This is a genomic window from Curvibacter sp. CHRR-16 (assembly GCF_018474005.1).
Taxonomy (GTDB): domain Bacteria; phylum Pseudomonadota; class Gammaproteobacteria; order Burkholderiales; family Burkholderiaceae_C; genus Allorhodoferax.
Map to the genome: position 1 here is coordinate 274,155 of NZ_JAHCSH010000003.1, position 24,774 is coordinate 298,928.

Here is a 24,774-nt window from a genome sequence, read left to right on the forward strand (position 1 = left end):
TGTTGGATAGCGTATGGTTGTTGCCTGCCTAGTTTTATAAAGTCGAACGGTTTTCACGTCACCATTTACAGTATTCAGGGTTGGTAGTTTTCCGTGTGCAATAAGACGGTGGTACTCAAATCCAAGCATCCCGCATCACCTCCCGCCAAGCCTCTAGCTTGCGCTCAAAACTCCAGCTGGCGTTGGCCGGGCTGGTGCTGGGGAGTTGGTAGACGGGCAGGCCCAGGGTGCGGGTGTGGCGGGCGTGTTTGAAGCTTTCGCCGCCGTTGTGGGCGATGGCTTGTAGCTGCGGCAGTTGGCTGCGTTGCAGGGTGGCTATGTCGTTGGGCGTGGCGTTGCGGATGGCGCTGTCCAGGCTGCCTTGGCGCTCGCAGTGGGCGTACACATCCCACAGGCCCAAGCCGCGCTCCAATAGCCATTTGCTACGAATTTCATAGCTGCTGCAGCTTATCCCATGCGCTGTAGAGGCCGATTTGTCATAAAAGCCCGCTGGCACGGTATCGGGCCACAGGGCCGCCAGCAAGCGCCAAAACTGGTTTTGCGGGTGGGCGTAGTACTGCTGCTGTTGCAGCGAGCGCACGCCCGGAAAGCTGCCCAATATCAGCACCCGCGTGTGCGGCCCCACCAAGGGCGGCAGGCCGTGGAGCACGGTGCTGCTCACCGCTTACAGCGCGGCGGTGGCCACCACTTCAATGCGCCATGCGGGGTTGGCCAGCAGGGCTTGCACGGTGGCGCGTGGTGGGGTGTGGTTGGCGGGAATCCAGGCGTCCCACACCTCGTTCATGGCGGTGATGTCGGTGATGTCGCGCAGGAAGATTTGCACCATCAAGAGCTTGCTCTTGTCGGTGCCAGCGCGCTCCAGCAGCGCGTCGATGCAGGCCAGCACTTGGCGGGTTTGGCCGTGCATGTCTTGGCTGGCGTCTTCGGGAATCTGCCCGGCCAAATACACCGTGCCGTTGTGGATGGCCATCTCGGACAAGCGGGGGCCGACGTCAAATCGTTGCACCATAAAAAATTCCTTGTTAGCGGTTGGGAAACACATGCACCGGGCCGCGCAGGCCCAAGCGCACCACGTGGCCGGGGCGCAGGCCCAGCAGGCTGGGCGCGTGCACGTTCAGGCGCAGGGTGGGGTCGCTCTCTAAACCCAGCTCTAGCACGCAGGTGCTGCCGCCAAAGTCCACGGCCAGCACCTGGGCGCTAGCACCTTCTTCTTGCAGCACGATTTGCTCGGGCCGCAGCAGCAGGTTAGCGGGGCCGTTGCTGGGTTGGCCATGCACGCCGTCGGTACGCAGACCCACCCAGCCCAGCGCGCACTCGGCTGCGTCGCCCAGCACGCGGGCGGGCAGCACGGTGGCATCGCCCAAGAAGGCGGCGGTATCGGCATCCACCGGTTGGTGGTACAGGGTGTGTGGGTCGCCCACCTGCACCAAGCGGCCTTGGCGCATCACGGCCACGGTGTCGGCAAAGGACAGCGCCTCGGCTTGGTCGTGCGTCACCAGCACGGTGGTAATGCCAGCCTGTTGCATCAGCGTGGCTACGGCTTTGCGGGTGGCGGCGCGCAGGCCGGTGTCCAGGGCGGAGAAGGGTTCGTCCAGCAGCATCAGGCTGGGCTGCAGGGCCATGGCGCGGGCCAAGGCCACGCGCTGCTGCTGTCCCCCGCTGAGCTGGTGCGGGCGGCGCGCCAGCATGCTGGCGTCCAGTTGCACCATGTCCAGCAGTTCGCGGATGCGGGCCTCGCGTCCGGGCGCGTTGCGTGGCAGGCCAAAGCCGATGTTGTCGGCCACGCTCAGGTGGGGGAATAGCGCGCCATCTTGCGGCACGTAGCCAATGCCGCGCTGGTGGGCCGGTACGTTCAGGGCACTGTGGCCATCGTGTTGGGCCAGTACCCGCTCGCCCAACTGCAGCAGACCGCTGTCGGGTTGTTCAAACCCGGCCATGATGCGCAGCAGCGTGGTTTTGCCCGAGCCGGACGCCCCCACCACTGCCAGACGCGCGCCGCTGGGCACATCCAGCGAGATGGATTGCAGTGCGGCAACCGCACCGAAGGATTTGCTGATGGCTTGCAACTGCAGGCGCGACATGGGTTTACCTCATACCCCAGCACTGCGCCGGGACTCTACATACAGCAGCCACGTCAGTGGCAGGGAGAGCAGCACCATCAGCACCGCATAGGGTGCCGCGGCGGCATAGTCGATTTCGCTGGTCAGGGCCCAGAACTGGGTGGCCAGCGTGTTGGTGCCGGTGGGCGAGAGTAGCAGCGTGGCGGTCAGTTCGGTGGCACAGGCCAAAAACACCATGCTGATGCTGCTGGCCACACCGGGGGCTGCCAGCCGCAGGGTGATTTGCCACAGCGCTTGCATTGGCGTGCGGCCCAGGCTGCGGGCGGCTTGCTCCAGCTCCTCGGGCGCTTGGGCCAGGCCTGCGCGCAGGTTGACCAGCGCACGCGGCAAAAACAGCATGGCGTAGGCCAGCACCAGCGTGAACGCGGTTTGGTACAGCGGGCGCAGCGTTTGCACGGTGACGGTGACCAAGGCCAGCGCCACCACAATGCCCGGCAGCGCGCCCACCACGTAGTGGCAGCCCTCTAGCCAGCGGGCCCAGCGCCGCCACAGGCCGGGGCGGCGTACCGTGAGCCACGCCACAGGCAAGGCCAGCACGGTGGTGAGCACAGCCCCGCACAGTGACCACAGCAGCGTTTGACCGACCGAGGGCAGCAACTCGGCCCAGCGCCAGACGTCCAGCCCGCCAGCCACCAGCCAGCGACCCAGTGTCCACAGTGGTACACCGATGGACAGTGCGCTGGTGGCTGCGCACAGCAGCAGCGCGGGCAGTAGCCACCAGCCCAGAGCGTGCACAGTGCGCACACGCGCGCTGCCACTGCCCAAGCGCGCATAGCGCTCTTGGCCACGGGTGCTGCCTTCGAGCAGCAGCAAAAACAGGCAGCACAGCACCAGCACGCCCGCCATCATGTGGGCACCCGCTCCGTTGAAGGTGGTTTGGAATTGGTCCACGATAGCGGTGGTAAAGGTGTCGTAGCGCACCATCACAAACAGTCCGTACTCGGCCAGCAGGTGCAAGCCCACCAGCAGCGCGCCGCCCCACAGAGGCAGGCGCAGCTGGGGCAGCACCACTTTGTAAAACACCGCCCACGGGCCGTAGCCCAAGGCGCTGGCTACGTCTTCCAGCGCAGGGTCTAGTCGGCGCAGGCTGGCCGCTACTGGCAGGTAAATAAACGGGAAATACGCCAGCACAGAGGTCAAGGTAGCGCCCCACAGACCGCCAATGCTGGGGATGGCGCTCACCCATGCGTAGCTGTGCACAAAAGCCGGTATGGCCAAGGGGGCTGCCGCCAGCCAGGACCACCAGCGTGCACCGGGCAAGTTGGTACGTTCGGTCAGCCACGCCAGTGCCAGTGCCAGTGCGGTGCAGGTGGGTACTGCGGTGAGCAACAGCAGGGCGGTGTTGCGCAGCAGCTCGCCAATGCGTGGGCGCACTACCAACTCCAGCACCTGCTGCCAGCCGGCATGCACGGCGGCCCACACCACAAAGCCCAGTGGCAGCAAAGCCAGGGCAGCCACAGCCATAGCCAAAAAACCCACCGCCGTGTGGAACGGGGGTGGGTTCATGGCGTGACCGTATGAACTGTGTCGATCGATAGTAGGCAAAACTAGAGCAAGTCCAATAAAACCCGCTATTAAAGCAAACCGGCTTGCATCATCAGTTCAGTGACCTTGCGGCTGTTGAGTTTGGCCGGCTCTACCTTGGGGGCTTGCAGGTCGTTCAAGGGCACCAAGCGCTTGTTGGAATCGGCACCGTTGCCCACAGCGTATTCAAACGAATCGCCATCGCGCAGCACGGTTTGGCCGCCTTTGCCCACGATCCACTTCACAAAGGCTTGGGCTTCGGCCTTGCGCTTGCTCGATGCCAGCACGCCACCACCGGAGATGCTGACGAATGCACCAGGGTCTTGGTTGCGGAAGTAGTGCAGGGCGACGTTGTTGCTGTTCTCGCCCGTCTTGGCTTGGTCACCGAAGTAGTAGTAGTGGTAAATCAGGGCCGAATCCACTTGGCCGGCGTTCACCGCTTTCATGGCCACGCTGTTGCCTTTGTAGGCGGTGAAGTTTTCTTTCATGCCCTTGAGCCATTCGAGCGTAGCGGCTTCGCCCTTGAGCTCCAGCAGCGCGCTCACGATGGCTTGGAAGTCCGCGCCAGAGGGCGAGGCAGACCAGCGGCCTTTCCACTCGGGTTTGGCCAAGTCGAGCATGGACTTGGGCAGGGTGTCTTTGGTGAACTTGGTTTTGCGATAAGCCAGCACGGTGCTGCGGGCGGCAATGCCAATCCAGCGGCCATGGTCGGGGCGGTATTGGTTGGGCACCAAAGCCAGCGTGGCCGCATCCAGCGGGGCAAACAGGTTGGCGTTGTCCACCAGCGCCATGGCGGGGGAGTTTTCGGTCAAAAACACGTCGGCAGGAGATGCAGCGCCTTCTTGCAGCAGTTGGTGTGCCAGCTCCATGTCGCCACCTTGGCGCATGGTGACCTTGATGCCAGTTTCTTTGGTGAAGGCCTCAATCCATTCTTTGGTCAAAGAAGCGTGTTGGGCGTTGTACACCACGATGCCTTCGCTGCTTTGTGCCAGTGCGGCGGGGGCCATGGTGCTCAGGCCAAGGCTCAAACCCAAGGTGCCCAGAGCGGTTACCAAGCGACGACGTTGAATTGCAGACATGCTTTCTCCTACTTTTCCTAGATGGGGAGCAGGCATTCTAAATAAAAATAATTCTTATTGAGCTTGATTCGGAGCAATAACCTTAAATCCGTGCGAGGTGATAGAGCAACGCACTTTCGGCCAGCATGCGGGGCAGGGGCCAGCCCACCGCCTGCAACCAGCCGCCGTGTGCTTGGGGTAACGCGGTAGTTTCTGTGGCCAGTGCAGCGTCGTTCAGCGGGGAGCTGGTCCACTCCGGCGGTGTGGGGTCTAGGCGCTCGATGCGGTACTGGGCATTGGCATCGAGCATGGGCAGGCGCAGGGCGGGGGTGTAGCGGTGGGTGGTTTGCTCGGTGCGGTACACCAGCACCAGCAGTTCGTCGGCGCTGCCGTGGGCTTGCCACACCACGCCGTCGCCCGCTTCGCCCAGCCACACCGTGCCGCCGTGCAGCAGGTGGCGCCAGTCTTTGTAGCGCTGCACCCAGGCGCGCAGTTGCTCCAGTTCGGCGGTGGGCAGGTGGCGCACGTCCAGTTCCAGGCCCAGATGACCGCTGAGCGCCACCCCGGCGCGGTAGTGCAGGCTTTGGCTGCGACCGGTGGTGTGCGCGGGGGCGGGGCCGATGTGGCAGCCCAGTATTTCGGGCGGCAGCCATTGCAGTGCGCCGCGCTGGATGCGCACGCGGCTGGCGGCGTCGTTGCAGTCGCTGGTCCACACGCGGTGGGTGCGGCCCACTGCCGCGTAGTCCAGCCGGGCACCGCCCGATGCGCAGCTTTCTATCTCCACCAGCGGGAAGGCGTTGCGCAAACGATCAACCAGCGCGTACCACGCCAACACGTAGCCCCGGTAGGCGGCGCGACCCAGGGCGTTGCCAGCGGTGGTCAGGTCACGGTTCATGTCCCACTTCAGGTAGGCAATGGGCAGGGTGCGCAGCAGTTCGCTCAGGCGTTCAAACAGGTAGTCGGCCACCTCGGGGCGGGCCATGTCCAGCACCAGTTGGTTGCGCATGGTCAGCAGCGGGCGGCCGGCCAGTTGCAGCGCCCAGTCGGGGTGCTGGCGGAACAGCGCGCTGTCGGGGCTGACCATTTCGGGCTCGACCCACAACCCCAGCTCCATGCCCAGCGACTGCACCAGCGCAGCCAGCGGTTGCAGACCGTGGGGGTATTTGCCCTCGTCAGGCCACCAGTCGCCCAGCGCGGCGCGGTCGCTGTGGCGGCGGTGGAACCAGCCATCGTCCAGCACAAAGCGCTCCACGCCCACGGCGGCGGCGGCGCGGGCCAGTGCCTCCACGCCTTCGGGTGTGTGGTCAAAGTACAGGGCCTCCCAAGTGTTCAGGTGTACCGGGCGGGGGCGCATGCGCTGGCCGGGCCAGCTTTGCAGTTGGCGCACCTGGCGGTGCATGCGCTGCATCAGGCCGTTGTGGCCATCGACCGCGCAGCAGGCATACACCGTGGGGGTGGTGATGGATTCGCCCGCGACCAGCAGCACTTCGCCGGGGGCCAGCCATTCGCCCAGTTGCCACTGGTACTGGCCGTCGGGCAGCCATTCGATGCACTGGCGGTGGTTGCCCGACCAAGCCAAGTGCGCGCCATAGACCACGCCGCTATCGCTGGTTGCGCCGGGCAGTGTGACCACGGCGGCGGGAAAGCTGTCGTGCGAAGTGCGGCCACGGCGGTTTTCTCGCACCCATAGGGCAGTGCCATGGCCACCGGGCTGCTGGGCCGGGCCCAGTAGGTCGCTGTGCGGCCAGAATTCGTTGGCCCACTGGCCGCTGCTGTAGTGCACTTGCTGCGCCGTGCCGGGCAGGGGCAGGGTGGCAGCGGCCAGCCACTGCACATCGAGCGCACCCAGCGCGTTGTCACCCCGGTTGTGCAAGGTGCTGTGCAGGCTCAGTACATCGTCGGCAGACAGGTGCAGGCCGATGTCCAACTGCAGCTGCGCTACCTCGTCGTGCAGGTGGATGGTCAGGCTGTTGGGGCTGGGGTGTTTCAGCACGCAGCGTGTCCACTGCTGGGCAAATTGTTGGCCCGTGCGGTGCGCCAGCAGGGCGCTTTGGTGGTACCAGCCCACGCCCAAAGTGGGGGTCACGCTCAGGGGCTGGTCGAACTCCATGCTGCTGGGCGGGATGGCGCGGCCATCGCGCAGCGGGGCCAGCGGGGTGCAGCCATCGGGCAGGCGCGGGCCCCAGTAGCGCCACAGCGGTGCCTCGTGCGCACGGCACTCCAGCACCACGCTGGTGTGCTGGCTGTGCAGGACGAGGTAGCTGGCAGGCGTATCCGGGGCGTGGGTGGACATGGTGGGGCAGGCTTAGCAGGGTTTAACGGCAGTAAATGCGCTGCCCATTTTTGTCGAACAGCAAGGCTTTGTTGGCCTCAAAGCGGGCATTCAGCACATCACCAGCGCGCAGGGTGCGGCCATTTTTGCTTTCCATCACCAGCATCGCGTTGCTGGACGAGCGGGCGTAGACAAAAGTTTCACCGCCCAAGTGCTCCAGCATGTCCACCGTGACGGGCAGTGTGGCATCTCCGCCCTCGTGGAAGTGCTCGGGGCGCAGACCCACGGTGACTTGCGTGCCTATTGCGGGAAGATGCTGGCCATCCAGTGGCAGGCTGACCACGCTGTCCGCAAACGCGTGCAGGCGAACTTGGCACAGGTTCGGGCCTTGATGCAGGCTTGTGCTCGGTTGGTGGGCCACCACGGTGCCGTCCAAAAAGTTCATGCTGGGTGAGCCGATAAAGCCCGCTACAAACTGGTTGGCGGGGTTGTCGTAGAGCTCCAGCGGGGCACCCACTTGCTCCACTTGGCCTGCGCGCAGCACGACGATTTTGTCGGCCAGCGTCATGGCTTCCACCTGGTCGTGTGTGACGTAGATGATGGTGCTGCCCAGTTCGCGGTGCAGGCGAGCGATTTCGATGCGCATGTGCACGCGCAGCTCGGCGTCGAGGTTGGAGAGCGGTTCGTCGAACAAAAACACCTGCGGGTCGCGCACGATGGCGCGGCCAATGGCCACGCGCTGGCGCTGCCCGCCCGAGAGGTCTTTGGGCTTGCGCTCCATGAGCGGATCGAGGCCCAAAATTGTGGCCGCCGAGGCCACTTTTTGCGCCACCACGTCTTTGGCCACGCCTGCGTGCTTGAGCGCAAAGCCCATGTTCTCGCGCACGGTCATGTGGGGGTAGAGGGCGTAGCTCTGGAACACCATGGCAATGCCACGGCGCGATGGATCCACGTGGTTCATGCGCTGGCCGCCGATCAGCAAGTCGCCGCTGGTGATTTCCTCCAAGCCCGAGATGGCGCGCAGCAAGGTGGACTTGCCGCAGCCCGAGGGGCCGACAAAAACCACGAATTCGCCGTGCTGGATGTCCAAGTCAATGCCGCGCAGGATTTCGGTGTTGCCAAAAGATTTGCGCACGCCGCGCAGTTGTACGTCTGCCATGGGTGTCTCTCTCGTTGTGTTCTACGGTTACAAGGCCTGCAAGTGCAGCACCTGCTCGCCCAAGCGGCGTGTGCGGATGCGCACGCTGATGGGGCCTGTTTCGCCCGTGGTTTCGAGCCAAAAGCCGGTCATGCCGCCTTTGATAGGCAGCAACTCGGGGCCGAGCACCTTGGCCGGGCCGCTCACACTCAGGTGCACCACATCGTCCAAGAAAGGCATCAGACGGTGCTCCTGGTCCAACGCCCGCAGCACGATGCGGGTGGCGTCTTTCTCGTCAGCGCGCAGTTGCACATCGTCGGCTTGGACCTGCAAGGTGGTGGGCACGGGGCTACCGCTCAGGCGCACTTGCTGCACGGCTTGTCCATTGACGTAGCCAGTGACCACGCCATCGCGCCACAACATGCCCCAAGCGCCCAAGTCGTTCATGTTGATGTGGCGGCCATCGAACACCACTGGGGCGTGGGGCAGGTGGGGGTAGAGGTCGCGGTCAGGGTAGGCGCGTTTGGGCTCAAAGTCGCCTACCTTCAGTTCCACGTAGTCGCAGTTGGTCAGCACCCACAGAGGCAGCACTTCGCAGCGGTCTTTTTCGCCGCGTGCCCAGTAGGTGACGGGCTGCAGTACCACCTGCTCGGACGGCTCGCACTGGCTGGAGTAAGCGAAGGCGGCGAACTTGGGTTCGCGCAGGATGTCCATCACGCCGTGGTGGCAGATGCGGTCGCCCGCGCCGAAGTCTTTGTGCGTGTTGTAGTCGTACATGCACCAGCCGATAGCGCCTGCAATGCCGGGGTTGCCATAGGCTTTGTTGAGCACGTCTAGGTGGCGCTTCACATGCTCGATCTGGCGCTCTTCGGGGTCAATGCGCTTGGTGGGGAACATGTGGCCGTTGAACTCGGTCACGAGGTAGGGCACATCGTGCGCCAGACCCGTCACTTGGCGGGGCTCGCGCAGGGGGGTGGGCGCTATGCCGCGCATCCACTCGGGCGTGGCGGCGTGGCAGAAGTCGTTGACGGTGTAGACGTCCTCCAGCAGTTCGCTGTTTTCGAGGTAGCGCACGCCACCGGTCTGGCGGGTGCTGTCCAGCTCGCGCGCCAAGGCGTTGGTGCGGGTGTAGAAGTCGTGGTTGTCTTGTGATTCGTTGATGCGCACGCCCCAGATGACGATGCTGGGGTGGTTCCAGTCACGCTCGATCATGCGGCGCACGTTGCGCACCGACTCGTCCTGCCAGGCCAGATTGCCGATGTGCTGCCAGCCGGGGATTTCTTCGAACACCAAGAGGCCGATTTCGTCGCAGCGGTCGAGGAAGTAGCTGGACTGTGGGTAGTGCGAGGTGCGTGCCAGATTGCAGTGCAGCTCGTGCTTGAGGATGTCGGCATCGCGCGCTTGGGCCCGCTGGCCCATGGCGTAGCCCACGTAGGGGAAGCTCTGGTGGCGGTTCAGGCCGCGAATCTTGAGCAGCTTGCCGTTGAGGAAAAAGCCCTCGGTGGTGAAGCGCGCCGTGCGAAAGCCAAAGCGGGTACTCAGTTGGTCGTGGTGTTTGTACTGCTGCTGCTCGCCAGAGCTGCAGTGCAACTCTACCTGCACTTGGTACAGGGTGGGGCTGTCCAAGTCCCACAGTTCCAAGCCCGCCAGTTGGTTCAGGGGGGCGCTGAATTGCTCGCCTTGCACGGCCACTTCGGTTTGGTATAGCACGTGGCCGTCTAGCTTGCACAGGCGTACACGGGCCGTGCCATCTACCGCCTGCCCAGTGGGGTTGTGCAGCCAGCCGCGCACGGTCACGCGCTTGTGGCTGGCCAGTTCATCGGCGGTTTCTACCTTGATGCGGGCGATGGAGACGGGATCGCAGACCTTGAGCCACACATCGCGGTAAATGCCCGCATACGTCAGGTAGTCGATCTGGCCACCAAAGGGCGGTATGTTGGGGTTCTCGCTGCCATCGACCTTGACGGTGATGAGGTTGTCTCCCTCTTGCAGCAGGCCGGTCAGGCGGGCGCTGAAAGGGGTGTAACCATCCAAGTGGTGGGCCACTGGCTGGCCGTTGACCCAGACCTCGGTGTTGGCCATGGCAGCGTCAAATTCCAGACTCACTTCACGGTCCGCCCATGCGCTGTCCCAGCGCAGCACGCGCTGGTAGGCAAAGGGCTTTTGGTAGCTGCGCTCGTCAAAGTAGTTCAGCTCCAGATCCACCGCGTTGTGCGGCAGGCGCACGCTAGTGCCCGCTTGCAGTTGCTGGATGTGGCTGGGAGAGAAGTGGTCGTGAAAAATCCACTCGGTATGGAGTTTGGTAACGCTGCGCATAGAAGTAGAGCCTTATTTGACGGAACCCAGCATGCCTTGGACGAATTGGCGTTGCATGGCAAAGAACACCACCAAGGTGGGCAATGTGGCGATCACAGCGGTGACCATGATGGCGCCGTATTCAGGGAAGTAGGCTGAGCCCAGCGAGGACAGCACCAGGGTGATGGTCTTGAGCTCGGGCGACTGCAGCACGATGAGAGGCCACAGGAAACTGTTCCATGCCGCCATGAAAGTGATGACAAAGGCTGCTGCGTAGGTGGAACGCATGACGGGCACGTAGACGAAGAGGAAGATCTGCCATTCCTTCAAACCATCGATGCGGGCCGCTTCACGCAGTTCCGAGGGAAAGGCCTTGGTGCTTTGGCGGAAGTAAAACACGATGTAGGCCGATGCCACGGTGGGCAGCACGATGGCCAAGTGGGTGTCGAGCAAGTCCATTTGCGCCATGAGGGTGAAGAGCGGAATCATGAGCGCCGCAAACGGAATCATCATGGACAGCAGCAAGGCTTGGTAGACGCGTTCGCGCACTTTGCTGCTGAACACTTCAAAGCCATAACCCGCCAGCGAAGACACCACCAGTGTGGCCAGTGTGCCCAGCAAGGTGACTTTGGTGGAGTTCCACAGTACTTGCTGCAGGTCAAACAGGTTGGTGAGCTTGTGGATGTTGTCCCACAAGGCACCGCCAATAGTCATCTGGCCTTTGGTGATGTCGGTGGAGGTGTTGGTGGTGCCAATGAGCATCCACGCAAAGGGGAACAGCGACAGCGCAGACACCACCGTCAGGAACAGGTAGACGCCTGCCATGCGCAGGGGGTTGGCAATTCGGTCCAGCATGTTTATTTGTCCTTTGCGGCCAAGAACTGCAGGTAGGCCAGCACCGCCACGATGGCGACGATGACGTAGGACACCGTGGCCGCGTAGCCGAAGTTGGGCACGAACTTGAACGAGAGGTTGTAGATGTACATCGACAAGGTCAGCGTGGCGTTGGCGGGGTTGCCATTGCTGTTGAGCCCGCTGGTGATGTTCATGGGCTCGTCAAACAACTGCAGCGTGCCGATGGTGGAGGTGACGGTGGTGAACAAAATCACCGGCTTGAGCATGGGAATGGTGATGGACACAAAGCGGCGGTAGGCCGAAATGCCATCGATGCGGGCTGCCTCGTAAATCGACTTGTCGATGTTTTGCATGGCAGCCAGATAAAAAATCATGTTGTAGCCTGTCCAGCGCCAAGTGATGGCCGAAATGATGACCACTTTGGCCCAGAACGGGTCGTTGAGCCAGGCAATGGGTTCGCTGATGATGTGCAAGGCCAGCAAGCCGTGGTTGATGACACCGTCGTACGAAAACATGCTCTTGAACAGCACCGAGTAGGCCACCAAGGAGGTGACGCAGGGCAGGAACACGATGGTGCGCCACAGCCCGCGTAGGCGCAGTTGGGGCATGTTCAGGCACGATGCCAGCACCAGTGCCAATACCAGCATGATGGGCACTTGGACCACCAGAAAAATGCAGGTATTGGTGAGCGCCTGCAAGAACACCGGGTCTTTGGACAAGCGCACCACGTTGCCCCACCCCACAAACTCGACCAGCATGCCGGGCCCTGCGTGCAAGGACATCCAGAGTGACTTCACGATGGGGTAGACCATGAAGCCCGCCATCAAGGCCAGCGTGGCTGACACAAACAGCCAGCCATTGATGTCGTAAAAACGCCGATAGCTGCTGGGCGATTGGGGAATGGGGGTTGCCATGGTTTATTGCGGAATTTGCGATGCCACTTGGTTCTGGATTGCGTCCAGTGCTTTTTCTACTGGCAGGCCTTGGGCCAAGGCGGGTAGCTGGGCGGACACGGCGGTATCCACCTCATAGGTGTACATGCCGTAGTTCACAGCAGGCACCTTGGATAGCCAGTCGCTGAACTTTTGCCATACCTTGTCGCCGCCGAAGAAGGGGTCGGCTTCCGAGTAGGCCTTGCCATTGCGCGATGCCAGCAAGGAACCCACAGCGCCACGGGTCGTCAGGATGTTTTGGTAGAAGTCCATGTCCTTGACGTAGACCTCGTTGAGGAAATCTATCGCAGCCGCTTTTTCCTTGGCGCTGGAGAGCACGTACCAGCTAGAGCCCCCCAAGTTGGAGGCGTTGATGGCACCGGGCACATTCAGGCGCGGTGTGGGGGCTACGGCCCACTTGCCCGACTGGCTCGCCTCGGCCTTTACAGAGCCGGTAATCCACACGCCCGTGGTGACGGAGGCCGCGTCGCCTTTGTTGAAGGCACCCACCCAGTCGCCCCAGCCCGACGCGGGTTTGTAGATGCCCGCTTGCATGATCTTGGCGTAGGTTTGCAAAGCAGCCTTGAGCGCAGGATTGTTCTTGATATCGAGTTTGCCGTCTTTGTCAAAGTACCAGCGGCCAGCGCCTTGCATCATGACGCGCAGCAGGCCAATGTCGCCTGGATCCATGGCCAGCATTTTTTTGCCAGTCTTGGCTTCCACTTGTTTGCCGATGTCGATGAAGCGATCCCACGTGATGTTTTCCATGTCTTTGGCAGCAAAGCCTGCTTGCTTGAGCAAGTCGCTGCGGTAGTACATGCCGGTGGTGCCAGTGTCAAACGGCACACCGTAGACCTTGCCGTTCATGGTCATCAGGTTGACCTTGTATTTGGCAAAGCCATCGTGGTTGATCTTGCCGTTCAGGGCTTCAAACGCACCGGGGAAGGAGCGCAGGTACTTGGGTGCGTTGTAGTCTTCCACCAGTACGATATCGGGCAGCGCTTTGCTCACTCCCGAGGCCAAACCGGTTTGCAGTTTCTGCTCCACGTCGGCCTTGGCCATGTCCACGATCTTGAAGGTCACGCCGGGGTGCTTGGCTTGGTAGCGCTTAGCCGCCTCTTGCATGATGGCGATGTTGAAGTTCGGGTCCCAAGCCCAAATCGTCACCTCGCCGGCTTGTGCGGCGTGGCTGGCCATCAGGCCCGATGCGCTCAGGGCCAAGCCAATCATGGTGCTCAGGGTGGTGCGTTTCGCAAAGTTCATGGTTGCTCCTCGTTGTGATTTAAGCGTTTAAATTTGGCGCGCTGAAATGGCCTGAACCCAACACGCCACAGTATCTTGCGCGAATTGGCATGCGGGTTGTATTGGGGATTTAAGCGTTTAAAAAATTTGTTTTTTGCGCTATAAGAGCCAAAAACACATTTTGCTTATGGCCACTCTCAACGAAGTAGCACGCTTGGCAGGGGTCACCACGGCCACCGTGTCCAACGTGCTGCGCAACAGTAACAAGGTACGCCCCGAAACCATCCGCAAGGTGGAAGAGGCCATACGCATCACCGGCTACCAGCCCAACTTGATGGCGCGTGCGTTGGCCGAGGGAAAGTCCTCCATGGTGGCCTTGGTACTGCCCGATATCAGCAATCCTTTCTACCCTGAATTCGTGCGGGTGGCCGAACGCGTAGCCCGCCAGCGCAACTTCTTCCTCATGGTCTGCAACACCGATGCACGCCCCGAGGTGGGCTGCGCTTACCTGCGCCAAATCGCCGGCACCTTGGCCGATGGGGTGCTGGTCTTGCACACTGGTTTGCAAACTGAGGACATCCAAGCGCTCAAAGGCCGCCGCTCACCCGTGGTGCTGGCCTCGGAAGAAAAAGCCAATTTGCAAGACCATTTTCCCCATGTGCTGGTGGATTTGGCACGCGCTGGCCAGCTAGCTGCCGAGCATTTGCTGGGACTGGGGCACCGGCGCATTGGCGTTATTGTGGGTTGTGGCTTGGAAGGCGAGCAGCACACCCGATTGGATGGCTTTACCAGTGTGCTGCAACAGCACGGTATTACCTTGCCACCAGAGGCTGTGCTGCATGTTTTGGACAACGTGGAAAGTGGTCGCAACGCGACCCATGAACTGCTGCAGCGTCACGGAGACCTCACGGCCTTGTTTGCCACCAACGACTTGCTGGCCATGGGCGTGTACCAGGCCTTGTTTGAGCGGGGACTGCGTGTGCCACACGACATATCCGTCATGGGACTGACCGACATCCAGCTGGCGCGCGAACTGCGCCCGGCGCTGAGCACCGTGTCCTTGCACGTGGAAGAGTTGGCCACCTTGTCGGTCAACTTGCTGCTGGATTTGGTGGGCAATCCGCAGCACCAACCCACCATTTTGCAGGTCAGTCCTCCCACTTTGGTGGTGCGCGACAGCACCGCGTCGGTGGCGGTGTAAGGTGGCTTAATCGGTTGCAGGCACGGGGTCGTGCGGTTTGTCGTGCAGACTGAGCGGTGGCAGGGCCCGTACCAACAGCAAACACAGCACCAGCACCGCCAACAAAAAGCCAAAACCTTGGTGATTGGCGTTGACCAGTGTGGCAGGTGTGTTGTGGGTTTGGGTGTGGTAGCTGATCCACGTGCCCATGAGTGCCGTGCCCAGCATGCCACCCACCATGCGCACGGTTTGCAGCATGGCCGTGGCAATACCCAGTTGGCTGCGTGGCGAGGTGTATTGCACCAGCAGGGTGATATTGGGCAGCAGCAGCCCCAAGCCCAAGCCACCCAGCACCATGGTGATGACAATCCACCAGTGTGGGGTAGTGGCCTGCATGGTCATCAGCGATACCGCCATGCCCATGGTGGGCCACAAGCCACAGAGCAACAGGGTGTTGCTGCTCAGTTGCGGCAGCAGACGCACCACTTGGCCATTGACCATGCTGCCGATGGTGATGCACACCGCCAGTGGCGTGACGAGCAAACCCGCGTCGTGCGGGCTCAAACCAAAGCCGCTTTGCAGCAGCAGCGGGGTGTAGAAAATCACCCCAAACATGCACAAGCCCAGTAGGTTGGCCAGCAGCATGAGCTGGGACAGCGGTTTACGCAGCAGCATGTCCAGTGGCAGCATGGGGTTGGGTATGCGGCGCTCCCAGCGCCACAGTGCCACGGCAGCGCCCGTGCTGAGCAATGCCAGCAGCACCAGTACCAGTGGGTTGTGGCCTTCGGGCAGCCACTCCACCAGCAGTTGAAAGCCACCCAAGGCCACGGCTACCAGTGCGGCCCCCCACCAGTCCAGCGCTTGGGGCTGGCTGTGTTGGTGGCGCACGCGGGGCAAGTGGCGCCACACAAAGTACAGCCCCAATATGCCCACTGGCAGGTTGACCAAAAACACCCAGCGCCACCCCCAGTAGTGCGACAAATAGCCGCCCAGACTAGGCCCAATGGCACTGGCCAGACCGTAGCTGCTGGAAAACACCACCTGCCAGCGCAGCCGTTCTTGGCTGTTGGGGAAGATGTCCGCAACCGAGGCAAATACCGATGCGGTCAGCATGCCACCGCCTATGCCCTGCAGTGCCCGTGCGGCCACCAGTTGCGGCATGCTTTGCGCGGCTCCGCACAGCAACGAAGCGAGCGTGAACAGGGTGATGGAAATGAGCAAAAACGGCTTGCGTCCATGTTCGTCACCGAGCTTGCCAAAAATAGGCACGGTAATAACGGAGGTCAGCAAGTAGGACGTACCGACCCAGGCATACAACTCAAAGCCCTGCAATTCGGTCACGATGGTGGGCAAGGCCGTGCCCACAATGGTTTGGTCCAGTGCCACCATGATGAGAACGCAGCACAAACCGACCATGGCCAGAAGCAGATCACGCAGGGTTTTGGTGGAGTGGGGTGTGGTGTGGGCAGCAGGGGGCGATTCGGTCATGGTCGGCGCATTCCGTAGGCGCAGTAACCCGGCTTGGGGCTTTTCTTTTGGGGGTGCAGGCGGCAGGTGTCGGGGCGTTGCTCGTACACCGTGCAGCGGCGGGTTTGCGCGTCCAGAAAACGGCAATCGCCTCCAGCACGGCGGGCGATGGTGAAGAGGCAGTGCTTGTGGTTGAAGTGCTCGATGATGCCTGCTTTTTCCAATCGTTTGGCGATGCGACGCGGCTCCTCGTACTCGGCTTCAAAAGGATCCACCACCCCCAAGCGGATCAAATCGGGCAGCCCCACTTCCAGCGGCATGGTGCAGCAGTTGGCTTGGCAGGTGTCGCACAAGCCATTGCGGTAGCGCGACCAAGTATCGAGTCGATCCACGTCCACGATGTGAATGGATGAGCGCATGGGAGGGGTCAGAGCGATGCGTTGGGGTCGTTGCTGTGGCGCTGTGTTTTGGTGGGCGCGCCCAAAGTCTTGCTGATCCATGTGACAACGCGGTCGATGATGGGCTTTTGGAACCAAGTCAAATCGCCATGCCCAGCGCCTTCGACCAGCACGTATTCGGCACTATTGCCCTTGGCCACCAGACCTTGGTAGAGCTGGGCGCTTTGCACGGGGGAAACGTGCGTGTCTGCACTGCCGTGGAAAATCAGAAACGGGGGTTTTTTGCCCTCCAAATGGCCCATGGAACTGGCTTCCAAGGCTTTGTCGGGCACGCTCATGATGCTGGCTCCGGGAAAGCGCGCAAAGGCAGGGCCGTTGACCAGCAGGGCTTCCGTGACGGCGGGCGATTCGTGCACCTTTTGGATGTTCTCTGGCAAGCCAGCGCCGATGTTGAGCAGATTGGACAGTCCATACAGCGTGACAACGGCCTGCACATCGGAAGACTTGTCCAAGTACGAACCTTTGTCGTAGCGCTTCTCGCCCCCTGTGGTGCCCAGCAGTTGGGCTACATAGCCACCGGCTGAATCACCGAGCGCGGCAATGCGGGTGGGGTCTATGCCGTATTCGGCGGCATGCTCGCGCAGATAGCGCACGGCTGCTTTGGCATCTTCGAGGGGCGCAGGAAATTTGTCCGGCACGGTGCGGTATTCCACCGCGGCCACTACATAGCCCGCTTGGGCCAAGGCCATGCGCATTTCCAAGTATTTTTCGTGTTCTGAGGTGGTGAATCCCCCGCCGGGAAAGTACACGATGGCGGGTTTGAGATCGTCATTGCGGGGCACCAGCAAAGACATCTTCATCTGGCGTACTGAGCGCGTGCCTTTCCACTGGGCGTAAATCACATTGCTCAGTAAATCGACTTGACCACGTTCTTGCTGGATTTGAACCACTTGGGCGCCGGGCACATAACCCATGAGCTTGCTGTTATCGGCTGCCATGGCGGTGCAGCACAAACCCGAGAGAAGCCATACAGCCAAGGCTGCATTTCGCATAAAAAACCCTTTTAAAAGAATAGTTGTGTGTTCCAGCCAATGGGCCGGTCATTATCTTGGATGCGGTTTGCGCTATGGAGTTCCTGCCATGGCGCATGCCTAAAGAGAGGTCGCTGGCAGTGGCAGGCTCGATGTGGGGGTATCGTGCAGTTTTTGTGCTGTAGCAAAAAAGTCATCACAAGGCATGGGTCGCGCAAACCAGTAGCCTTGCCCCGTGTCGCAACCTTGGGCCGCTAGCCACTGCGCGGTAGCCGCATCCTCAATCCCTTCAGACACCACCGTCATGCCCAAGCGGTGCGCCAAATGGATGGTGGAGGCCACAATGGCTTGGTCACTGTTTTGGGATAGCAGTTTGCGCACAAACACTTGGTCGATTTTGAGCTCCGTGATAGGCATGTCTTTCAGATAAGCCAGTGAGGAAAAACCGGTCCCAAAGTCGTCAATCGATAGCTGGAAACCCATGCCACGTAGCTGGTGTAGTACTTTCAAGGCGCGCTCAGGCGAGCCAATGAAGCAGCTTTCGGTGATTTCCAGTGTCACGTTCTTGGCCTGCACTTGGTATTGCTGCAGCCAATTACCAAGCTGCTCCAAAAAGCGTGGATGCATCAGCGTCAAAGCCGATACGTTGATGGAAATGCCTAGTTGCAAGCCAGCAGCTTGCCAACGGGCAAGTTCGGCAAAACAGCGTTGAAGCAGCCATTGCGTTAACGGCCCAATCAGTCCCGATTCTTCGGCAATGGGGATAAAGATAGATGGCGGAATCATTCCCTCAGTCGGGTCGCACCAGCGGGTGAGTGCTTCGGCGCCCACCAGTTTGCCAGTGGCCAAGTTCACTTGTGGTTGCAGATAGAGCTGGAAATTGTCATCGTTGAGAGTCTGCACCATGCGGCTAAACAGCACATGGTTGCGCTGCAACTGCAATTCGTGGGCTTGGTCGTACATAGCCCATGCCGCGTCGGTTTTGTATGCTTGAACCAAGGCTTGCTCAGCCTGGCGCATCAGGGTGGTTGCTGTATCACTGTGCATTGGGTAAAGCGCAATCCCAACGGCAAATTCCACCCTCAGCGTGTAGCCTTGCACTTCCAATGAGAGTTCTCGGTGTTCCATCAGCTTTTTCACGGCCTCAGGTTCTAGTTTGCTACTGGGCATGCGGCAAATCAGCATGAACTCATCGCGTCTGCTGCGTGCTACATGGCCATTGTGTTCAAGCACACGTGTAAGGTGTTTGCCAATCGAGAGAAGCATTTCATCCACGCCCTCTACGCCAAGAGAGTGGCTCAACTCCAAAAAGCGTTTGATATGCAAACAACACACGGCGATGCCAGTGCCTTGCTCGTGAGCGCGGGCAATTTCGTTTGCCAGTAGCGTGGCAGCTTCAAGGCGGTTGGGTAACAGGGTGACTACATCGTGTCTGGCCTGATACTCAAGTTGCTCCATATACGTGTGTGCAGTCTTTGTACGCTCTTCCACCTTTTGCTGCAAACGCTCTTCAAACCGTGCCCGCAAAAGGTTGAAACCCGCTGCAATGGCGGTGTAACAAATCAAGGAAGCGCAGTAGTGCCATCCGTAACCCTCGGGATAGCGGTGGATATAGGGCAAAAAGCCTGATCCGACTTCAAAGAAACTGGCTACGGCGATGATAAATAACAAGCTGTAGAGCAAGCCAAGGCGCGCACCTTTGAGGAAAAAAGCCAAGAAGGGAAATAAGAAGGCCCAAAACAATCCTGTGCCTAGTACGCCATAGAACACGATCAGTGAAGAAAAGATGAAAAAGCCACTGAGCAGTACCAAGTTTTCAGCTACGGCGATGGCGCGTTTATTCAGAGCCAAAAAACCAGCGGGGAGCAAGAACAATACCGATGCGCACAGCTCTATGACGCCAACCAGTTTGAGTAACGGAACGTTGAGGTTTGAAAAACCGTAAGGAACAGCAAAAAACAGTCCCAGTACCACCGTGAGCAGCACTTGCTGGGCGCGTTCTTCGGTGCCCAGTAGGTCGTCCATGGCAGATATGGCTTGCCAGCCCGATCGCATGGTTTGCTGCATGCTTGCCAATCCCATCCGCCCCCCCGAAAATAGAAAAGCCACACCGTGTTGCGAGGCATTATGCGGTTAACTATTAAGGATGACCACCATGAACCGATCACTGGATCACCTGCTTTTGCTGTTGGCTGCACTGCTGGTAAGCCTGTTTTTTAGACTTTATCGGTTCATGGTTAATCTTACGTTGCCGATCATTTTTGTGGGGCTTTTTGCCTTGCTTTACTGGGGGCATCAGTATTACGGCCTTGGCGCTTGGGCTATGGCGACCGTGGTCTTGGGCATGGTGTTGCTCGTGGGCACATACACTGCCTATGCGCTGTACCACTACGACAGCGATCGTTTACCCGATTCGGTAGGCGCTGGTGGTGTGGTCACGCGCATTTGCTCGCGCTTTATCACGTGGCTGGGTACGTTGCGCTACTTCCGGGCGCCGTGGGTGGTGGTGCAAGAGAGCAGCGTTTTCAAACTGCGCGGCCACGAAATACGCCAACTCATCGACCAGCCCGGCGGCTTGCTGCAGCCAGGGGACATCTTGCTGCGCGGGTTTGACGGCTATGTGGATGGTGAGTTCATCCGCCTAACTGGTGGTGCTGGCAATGGCAGCCAGTATTTCTCGCACGCCGCACTGTATGTGGGCCCGTTGACCGAGGCCGATCGCGCTATCGCCAGCCGTCGTCTCAAGGCACTGGGGGCGGATGGCCATTGGCACGAAGCCACGCAAGCGCAGCAAGATGCCGTGCGCCACAACCCGGATTACTTTCAGACGGGCTCGCAAATGGTCATGCACTCCATGGCCAAAGGTGTGCATGTGGAGGACATCCTCACCTTCTTGCGCTGCGACTATGTGGCCGTGATCCGCATGCCAGAGACCTTCACCCGCGCTGACTTGCAGCCCGACGCCCACACCTTGGTGCAACTCAGCGGAGAAGCCAAAACCCTGTACGAGCGCCTGCACGCTGGCGACACCTTGACCCGCGCCGAAGTGGCTGTGGCAGCTATCCGCTCTGGTTTGGGGCAAATTGGCGCGGGCTACGACTGCCTGTTTGAAGACAGCGCCACCTTCCACCGCTTTAGCTGCTCGGAGTTTGTGTACTACTGCTACAAAAGCGTGCACCAAGTGGTGGGCTTGCAGCCCCAAACCCATGCCATAGCGGGTTTGTTCAAGCGCATTACCGTGTCACCCGCAGACCTGTACAACGCTGCCGGGGCAGGCTTGGGCAAGATGCGCGTGCTGTGGAAGAACGTTTAGGACTATTTATCGCCGCAGAGGCTGCAGCAAATGGCGCAAGCCGTTGTGGTCTATGGTCTGCATCAGCTCCAGTAAGCGACCCAGCTCACCGGGTGGAAATCCCTCGCGGGCAAACCAGTTCAGGTAGTGCCCCGGCAAATCGGCCAGCAAGCGTCCAGCGTATTTGCCGTAAGGCATTGGCATAGAGACAAGCTTGAGTAGCTGGGTGGCGTCGTTGGGGAGCATGGGAGCCGATTGTGCGTGCCGCGACTTGTTTTTTTGTCAGTTGGCGACCTTTGTGGCCGAAAAACGTTGACGATCTCATGGAAATCTTGAACTAGGGCCAGAATGTTCTCAAGGTCATCAGTGGTCAGTGTTGTGCGTTCGAACAGCATTGCCACAACAAGCTGTCTGCCCGACAGGTAGCTTCTCGGCCCACTTCTGAATTTCGCTAAGGATAGTCACTTGTTGCCTCCTGAAGGCTGGTCGCCCAGTTGTCGCGCTGTTCTTTACATGAAAAGTCGGTAGGGATAAACCTTGCCGGGCAGGTCCGGAACATTGGCGATGGTCCGCGCCAACCGCTGCGAATACCGAATGCTCACCGGTACTGGGTCATACAGTGCGTCGTTGTTCCAGTCCATCTTGGTCAGAGCAAGCGCTTCGTGGGCAATCAGCTCTAGCGAGCCTCTTCCAGCATGCCGGATGAGTTGCAGCGGCTTCGGGATGCTCTTCTTCCCTTGGTAGTAGTCGCCTCTCGTAGATACCTCAGGTGCGTTGCCGGCCACCCATACGAGTGCCGAGGTCCCCGAACGGGCGACCATCGTCCCTCGGGGAACCGGATAGCCCGATGGTCTGGTCGGCGGCGTCGCACCAGCAGACTGAATCAGCCAGACCCCTCGCCAGCAGGACGCTGCACCGACCTCTACACACTCAATCTCAGCCACGCCGGACAGCGCATCAAACGCGCCTTCGATTTCCTCCTGCTTGAACGCCGTGGTCTTGTGGATGACCAGTCGTTTGGGCAAGTTGCCACCATTGCGGCCCTGATAGAGCTCAAGGCTTCGTGCGAGAACCGCACGCATGTCGTCCCGGCTCAGAAAGGGGTTGCGGCGGGCCTCGGCTACGTCGGCGACAGGGTCGCGCGCTTCGAACGCCACGAACTGCATGCCTCCGCCGTCCATGTCAAAAACCTGCGAGCAACACGTCACATAGTGAGCGTCACGCTGGTCGCCACGTAGTGCATAGGCGAGGCCGATGTACGCGGTGTCATCGGGCACCCCTTTCAGCGGAGCCAACTTCCAAGGTGTCCCCGCCGCCTTCACGTAAAGGGCGGTTGCCAAGCGCCAGGCGAGCGAAGCCTTGTAGTTGAAGGTGAAAACTCGGTCGTTGAGCACCTGGGTAGGAATGTTGTACTTTGCCCCCAGTGCTTTGAGTGCGTCGTGTGCATCGAAGAACTTGCTGCGTGTTGCGGTAGCCCAGGAGTCCGGGAAGTGCACCAGCACCACATCGAACTCGTTGCGCACCGCATCAAGCCTGCGAAGAGCGGAATTCATTGCCTGGAACAGCCGAGCCTGCGGATCGCCGTCGCCTGGAAGTTGAGCTAGGGAGTCAGGCCATTTGATATGCGCGCCGCGCGCCGCCTCCAACTGCACACCGAACAATCGATCAAAGCCTGGGTACGGTGGCACGTACTCGGAGCGGTCGCTGGGCTGGTATGAGCCGCGCAGAGATGCCATCAGCTCACCACGGCGTTTGTACGAACTCTCGGGCCCCACAGTGGCGATTCGAATCTGCGAGGTGTACCCACCGAATGAGCCCTTGGAATACGGCCCGAAATTGAGTAGTCCTCTCAGGGGATGGACGTCCACCTGTGTGTCGTCCGACGGCGAGAAGGAGAGCAGCGGCTCGTCCAGGAGCGTGAATGGCGGAAGCTTCGATGCTTGGAAGGAACTGGCCATCACTTGGTCCTATCGAAGTAGGTGTGATGGTGGCCTGGTCGGCTCCAGCCAGTGAACCGCGAGACGGTGAACACTGCGTCGATGCCAATGCCATCCTCCAGACCGAAGGCGCGGACCTTGCCGTCCTTGGCCGACGTGAGCAGCGTTGCCCACGCGTGGATGATCGCTGCCCACTGCTTGTTGTACTTCGGAGCCCAACGCTCTCTTCGCCAGTCTCCCGCCGGATCACCACCGCGGCGTTCGAATGGCACTCCCAACGCGTCGTTTTCGGTACTACCTGACTCTGGCTGAAGGGCCCGCTCAGAGTGCTCAGGCCGGGGAATGTCTACGAACGTGTATGGCTCGAAGCCGCACCACCAACGGTCCTCTATCTGTTCCAGCTTCAAGAAGACACCTTCATTGAACGGGAAGTTGAGCTTCGGGACGTTGCCCGTGAGGGCGCTCTCATACGCCGTGCGCAGTGGGGCGAGGTCCTGTGAACGCTTCAGAGCGAATTCCGGGTCCTCGCCTTCCCGAGGGCTGGCGACGATGAGTGAGTGCCCGGAACGCTTGAACCGAGGAATGAGGGGGCGATACCGAGACAGAGCTTTGACCAACGCGTCGTACAGAAGACCCAACGCCCAGCTGTCCCTGGCCGCATCCAAGTCTACCGTCCCCGCGATCTGAGCTCCGAGGGGCGCTAGCGCTGCCAAGACTTCTTCGTCTTTCCCGAACACCGCTAGTTCACGGCCATTTGCGGCGACGACTGCCCTGCTGTGCTGTTCTTTCAATAGTGCTCTGACCGTGGGAGAGGTCGCAGCCTGCGCTAGGGTCATCCGCCGTGCAACGCGCGGCAACGATTCGATGAGGAGTGCGGAGTACCGCAGCACCGGAAACTCCCGGGCGTGGCTGTTCGGCAGATTGACGGGCACCAGGCGGGGGGCAGCCCTGCCTTGCATCACATGGTCCATCAGCACCTGCGGCAGGTCGACATGCTTGATGACATCACCTGCCAATTCGTCGAACGTCTTGCACTCGACCACCGCAACGTCGACGCCAGCAAGATGAGCGTGCTCCAAGAACTCAGTGACCGCAGGTAGGAGACGGGAAGCGGACGATGTCACCCAATACAGGCCGTTCGGAAACGGTGCAGGTTCCCGTAAGACTGCGGTCAACGCCTCCATAACCGAAGCGTCCCGCCCGCTGTAACCGACGAACACCATCCCGAAGCGTTTGCTTGCCTCGACGAGCACGTGCCGCATGCGCTCGTCCTGCCGCTCGAGTTCAGACCCTGTGTTCTTGATGGCGATGGATTGGTAATCGCCATGGAGCTTGGCCACCAAGGGCCAGTCCGACTCGTTGAGGCAGCGCATGGCGCGCTCTCCCGAGTCAATGGCCGCGACCGTTGGCCGCGCCTGATCCGCCGTGGGCAGCAATACGTTGGCACTGACTGCGGATTCCTCCACCAGGGGGTCAAAGTTGGTGGTGAATATGCAGTCCACCTTGCGGGCGGCAATCAGGCTTCCGAGAACCTTGTGCCCAAAGCAAGGCGTGCCTTTGGAGATGGCGTCGTCAATGTACTGCCTGCGATGCCGGGGCTGGGGGTAGACCGCTTCGAACGCCGCAGCGTACTCGGTCGGGTCTCCATCTGGCGGGAGAAGCGAGGTTTGCCTGAAGAAGGCGTCGATCCGGTCAATCCAGACTTGGTCGCCGGTGTCGATTTCGCGCTTGGAGAGGTTGTTCTTGCGACAGAAGATTTGGGCCTTGAAGTCCCGAATCATCGCGTAGCCAGTAGGAATTCCTGACGCGGCGGAAGCGCCAGCCCCGAGGAACCAGGCCACCAAGTTGGGCCTCAAGGCGAAGGCCGTTGAGAACTGTGCTGCCGAGATTGTCGGTATCGAACTAGACACGTAGCTCATTCGCTTTTTTCCTTGGATGCGACGGCTTTATAAATCCGTCGGTCAGCCCTATTAAACGCCCTCAAATCATAGATTTTGCAAAATATTGTTCGCCGTATTGCATCTTATAAATCG

At 60.5% G+C, this 24,774-nt stretch carries 20 protein-coding genes; 2 read left to right on the forward strand and 18 right to left on the reverse strand.

What is annotated here, in order from left to right; all coding sequences use genetic code 11:
* Positions 1-115: 115 nt before the first annotated feature.
* The 11 genes from KIK84_RS08170 to KIK84_RS08220 form a co-directional block, all read right to left on the reverse strand.
* The gene (locus tag KIK84_RS08170; protein WP_349815916.1) at positions 116-661 is read right to left on the reverse strand and encodes a DNA-deoxyinosine glycosylase; all 546 of its coding nucleotides are present in this window, start codon (positions 659-661) and stop codon (positions 116-118) included.
* 3 nt (positions 662-664) lie between these two features.
* On the reverse strand, positions 665-1,009 hold the full coding sequence (locus tag KIK84_RS08175; RefSeq protein WP_214122576.1) for a RidA family protein: 345 nt from the start codon (positions 1,007-1,009) through the stop codon (positions 665-667).
* Between the two features lie 13 nt (positions 1,010-1,022).
* Complete coding sequence (locus KIK84_RS08180) at positions 1,023-2,081, reverse strand: ABC transporter ATP-binding protein (protein ID WP_214122577.1); 1,059 nt, start codon at positions 2,079-2,081, stop codon at positions 1,023-1,025.
* A 9-nt stretch (positions 2,082-2,090) separates the two neighbouring features.
* Entirely contained in the window at positions 2,091-3,626 is a 1,536-nt protein-coding gene (locus KIK84_RS08185) for an ABC transporter permease (RefSeq protein ID WP_214122578.1), read from the reverse strand.
* Positions 3,627-3,694: 68 nt separating this feature from the next.
* Positions 3,695-4,723, reverse strand: coding sequence for an iron ABC transporter substrate-binding protein (locus KIK84_RS08190; RefSeq protein WP_250207855.1), 1,029 nt, complete (start codon positions 4,721-4,723; stop codon positions 3,695-3,697).
* 82 nt (positions 4,724-4,805) lie between these two features.
* Positions 4,806-6,995 (reverse strand): alpha-galactosidase, encoded by a 2,190-nt coding sequence (locus tag KIK84_RS08195; protein ID WP_214122579.1) that lies wholly within the window; start codon positions 6,993-6,995, stop codon positions 4,806-4,808.
* 22 nt (positions 6,996-7,017) lie between these two features.
* Complete coding sequence (locus tag KIK84_RS08200; protein WP_214122580.1) at positions 7,018-8,133, reverse strand: ABC transporter ATP-binding protein; 1,116 nt, start codon at positions 8,131-8,133, stop codon at positions 7,018-7,020.
* A gap of 27 nt (positions 8,134-8,160) precedes the next feature.
* Complete coding sequence (locus tag KIK84_RS08205) at positions 8,161-10,428, reverse strand: glycoside hydrolase family 2 protein (protein WP_214122581.1); 2,268 nt, start codon at positions 10,426-10,428, stop codon at positions 8,161-8,163.
* A gap of 12 nt (positions 10,429-10,440) precedes the next feature.
* Positions 10,441-11,262 (reverse strand): carbohydrate ABC transporter permease, encoded by an 822-nt coding sequence (locus tag KIK84_RS08210; protein ID WP_214122582.1) that lies wholly within the window; start codon positions 11,260-11,262, stop codon positions 10,441-10,443.
* 2 nt (positions 11,263-11,264) lie between these two features.
* Entirely contained in the window at positions 11,265-12,176 is a 912-nt protein-coding gene (locus KIK84_RS08215; protein ID WP_214122583.1) for a carbohydrate ABC transporter permease, read from the reverse strand.
* Between the two features lie 3 nt (positions 12,177-12,179).
* Positions 12,180-13,457 (reverse strand): ABC transporter substrate-binding protein, encoded by a 1,278-nt coding sequence (locus KIK84_RS08220; protein WP_214122584.1) that lies wholly within the window; start codon positions 13,455-13,457, stop codon positions 12,180-12,182.
* A gap of 166 nt (positions 13,458-13,623) precedes the next feature.
* On the opposite strand from KIK84_RS08220, the gene KIK84_RS08225 reads away from it, so the two are divergent.
* On the forward strand, positions 13,624-14,637 hold the full coding sequence (locus KIK84_RS08225) for a LacI family DNA-binding transcriptional regulator (RefSeq protein WP_214122585.1): 1,014 nt from the start codon (positions 13,624-13,626) through the stop codon (positions 14,635-14,637).
* Positions 14,638-14,643: 6 nt separating this feature from the next.
* Here KIK84_RS08225 and KIK84_RS08230 read toward each other — a convergent pair whose 3' ends face one another.
* The 4 genes from KIK84_RS08230 to KIK84_RS08245 form a co-directional block, all read right to left on the reverse strand.
* Positions 14,644-16,104 (reverse strand): MDR family MFS transporter, encoded by a 1,461-nt coding sequence (locus KIK84_RS08230; RefSeq protein WP_250207856.1) that lies wholly within the window; start codon positions 16,102-16,104, stop codon positions 14,644-14,646.
* Positions 16,101-16,502, reverse strand: a complete 402-nt coding sequence (locus KIK84_RS08235) for a YkgJ family cysteine cluster protein (protein WP_214122586.1) — start codon at positions 16,500-16,502, stop codon at positions 16,101-16,103. Before KIK84_RS08235 ends, KIK84_RS08230 begins: the two co-directional genes overlap by 4 nt.
* An 8-nt stretch (positions 16,503-16,510) precedes the next feature.
* Entirely contained in the window at positions 16,511-17,533 is a 1,023-nt protein-coding gene (locus KIK84_RS08240) for an alpha/beta hydrolase (protein ID WP_214122587.1), read from the reverse strand.
* Positions 17,534-17,632: 99 nt separating this feature from the next.
* On the reverse strand, positions 17,633-19,579 hold the full coding sequence (locus tag KIK84_RS08245; protein ID WP_214122588.1) for a putative bifunctional diguanylate cyclase/phosphodiesterase: 1,947 nt from the start codon (positions 19,577-19,579) through the stop codon (positions 17,633-17,635).
* Positions 19,580-19,667: 88 nt separating this feature from the next.
* Here KIK84_RS08245 and KIK84_RS08250 point away from each other — a divergent pair, with 88 nt between their 5' ends.
* Positions 19,668-20,825, forward strand: coding sequence for a hypothetical protein (locus KIK84_RS08250; RefSeq protein WP_214122589.1), 1,158 nt, complete (start codon positions 19,668-19,670; stop codon positions 20,823-20,825).
* Positions 20,826-20,831: 6 nt separating this feature from the next.
* On the opposite strand, the gene KIK84_RS08255 is transcribed toward KIK84_RS08250, so the two are convergent.
* The 3 genes from KIK84_RS08255 to KIK84_RS08265 form a co-directional block, all read right to left on the reverse strand.
* Positions 20,832-21,050 carry a DUF3820 family protein gene (locus KIK84_RS08255; RefSeq protein WP_214122590.1) on the reverse strand — a complete coding sequence of 73 codons (219 nt, stop codon included), beginning with the start codon at positions 21,048-21,050 and terminating at the stop codon, positions 20,832-20,834.
* Positions 21,051-21,313: 263 nt separating this feature from the next.
* Entirely contained in the window at positions 21,314-22,762 is a 1,449-nt protein-coding gene (locus tag KIK84_RS08260; RefSeq protein WP_214122591.1) for an argonaute/piwi family protein, read from the reverse strand.
* On the reverse strand, positions 22,762-24,660 hold the full coding sequence (locus KIK84_RS08265; RefSeq protein ID WP_250207857.1) for an SIR2 family protein: 1,899 nt from the start codon (positions 24,658-24,660) through the stop codon (positions 22,762-22,764). Before KIK84_RS08265 ends, KIK84_RS08260 begins: the two co-directional genes overlap by 1 nt.
* Positions 24,661-24,774: the final 114 nt, after the last annotated feature.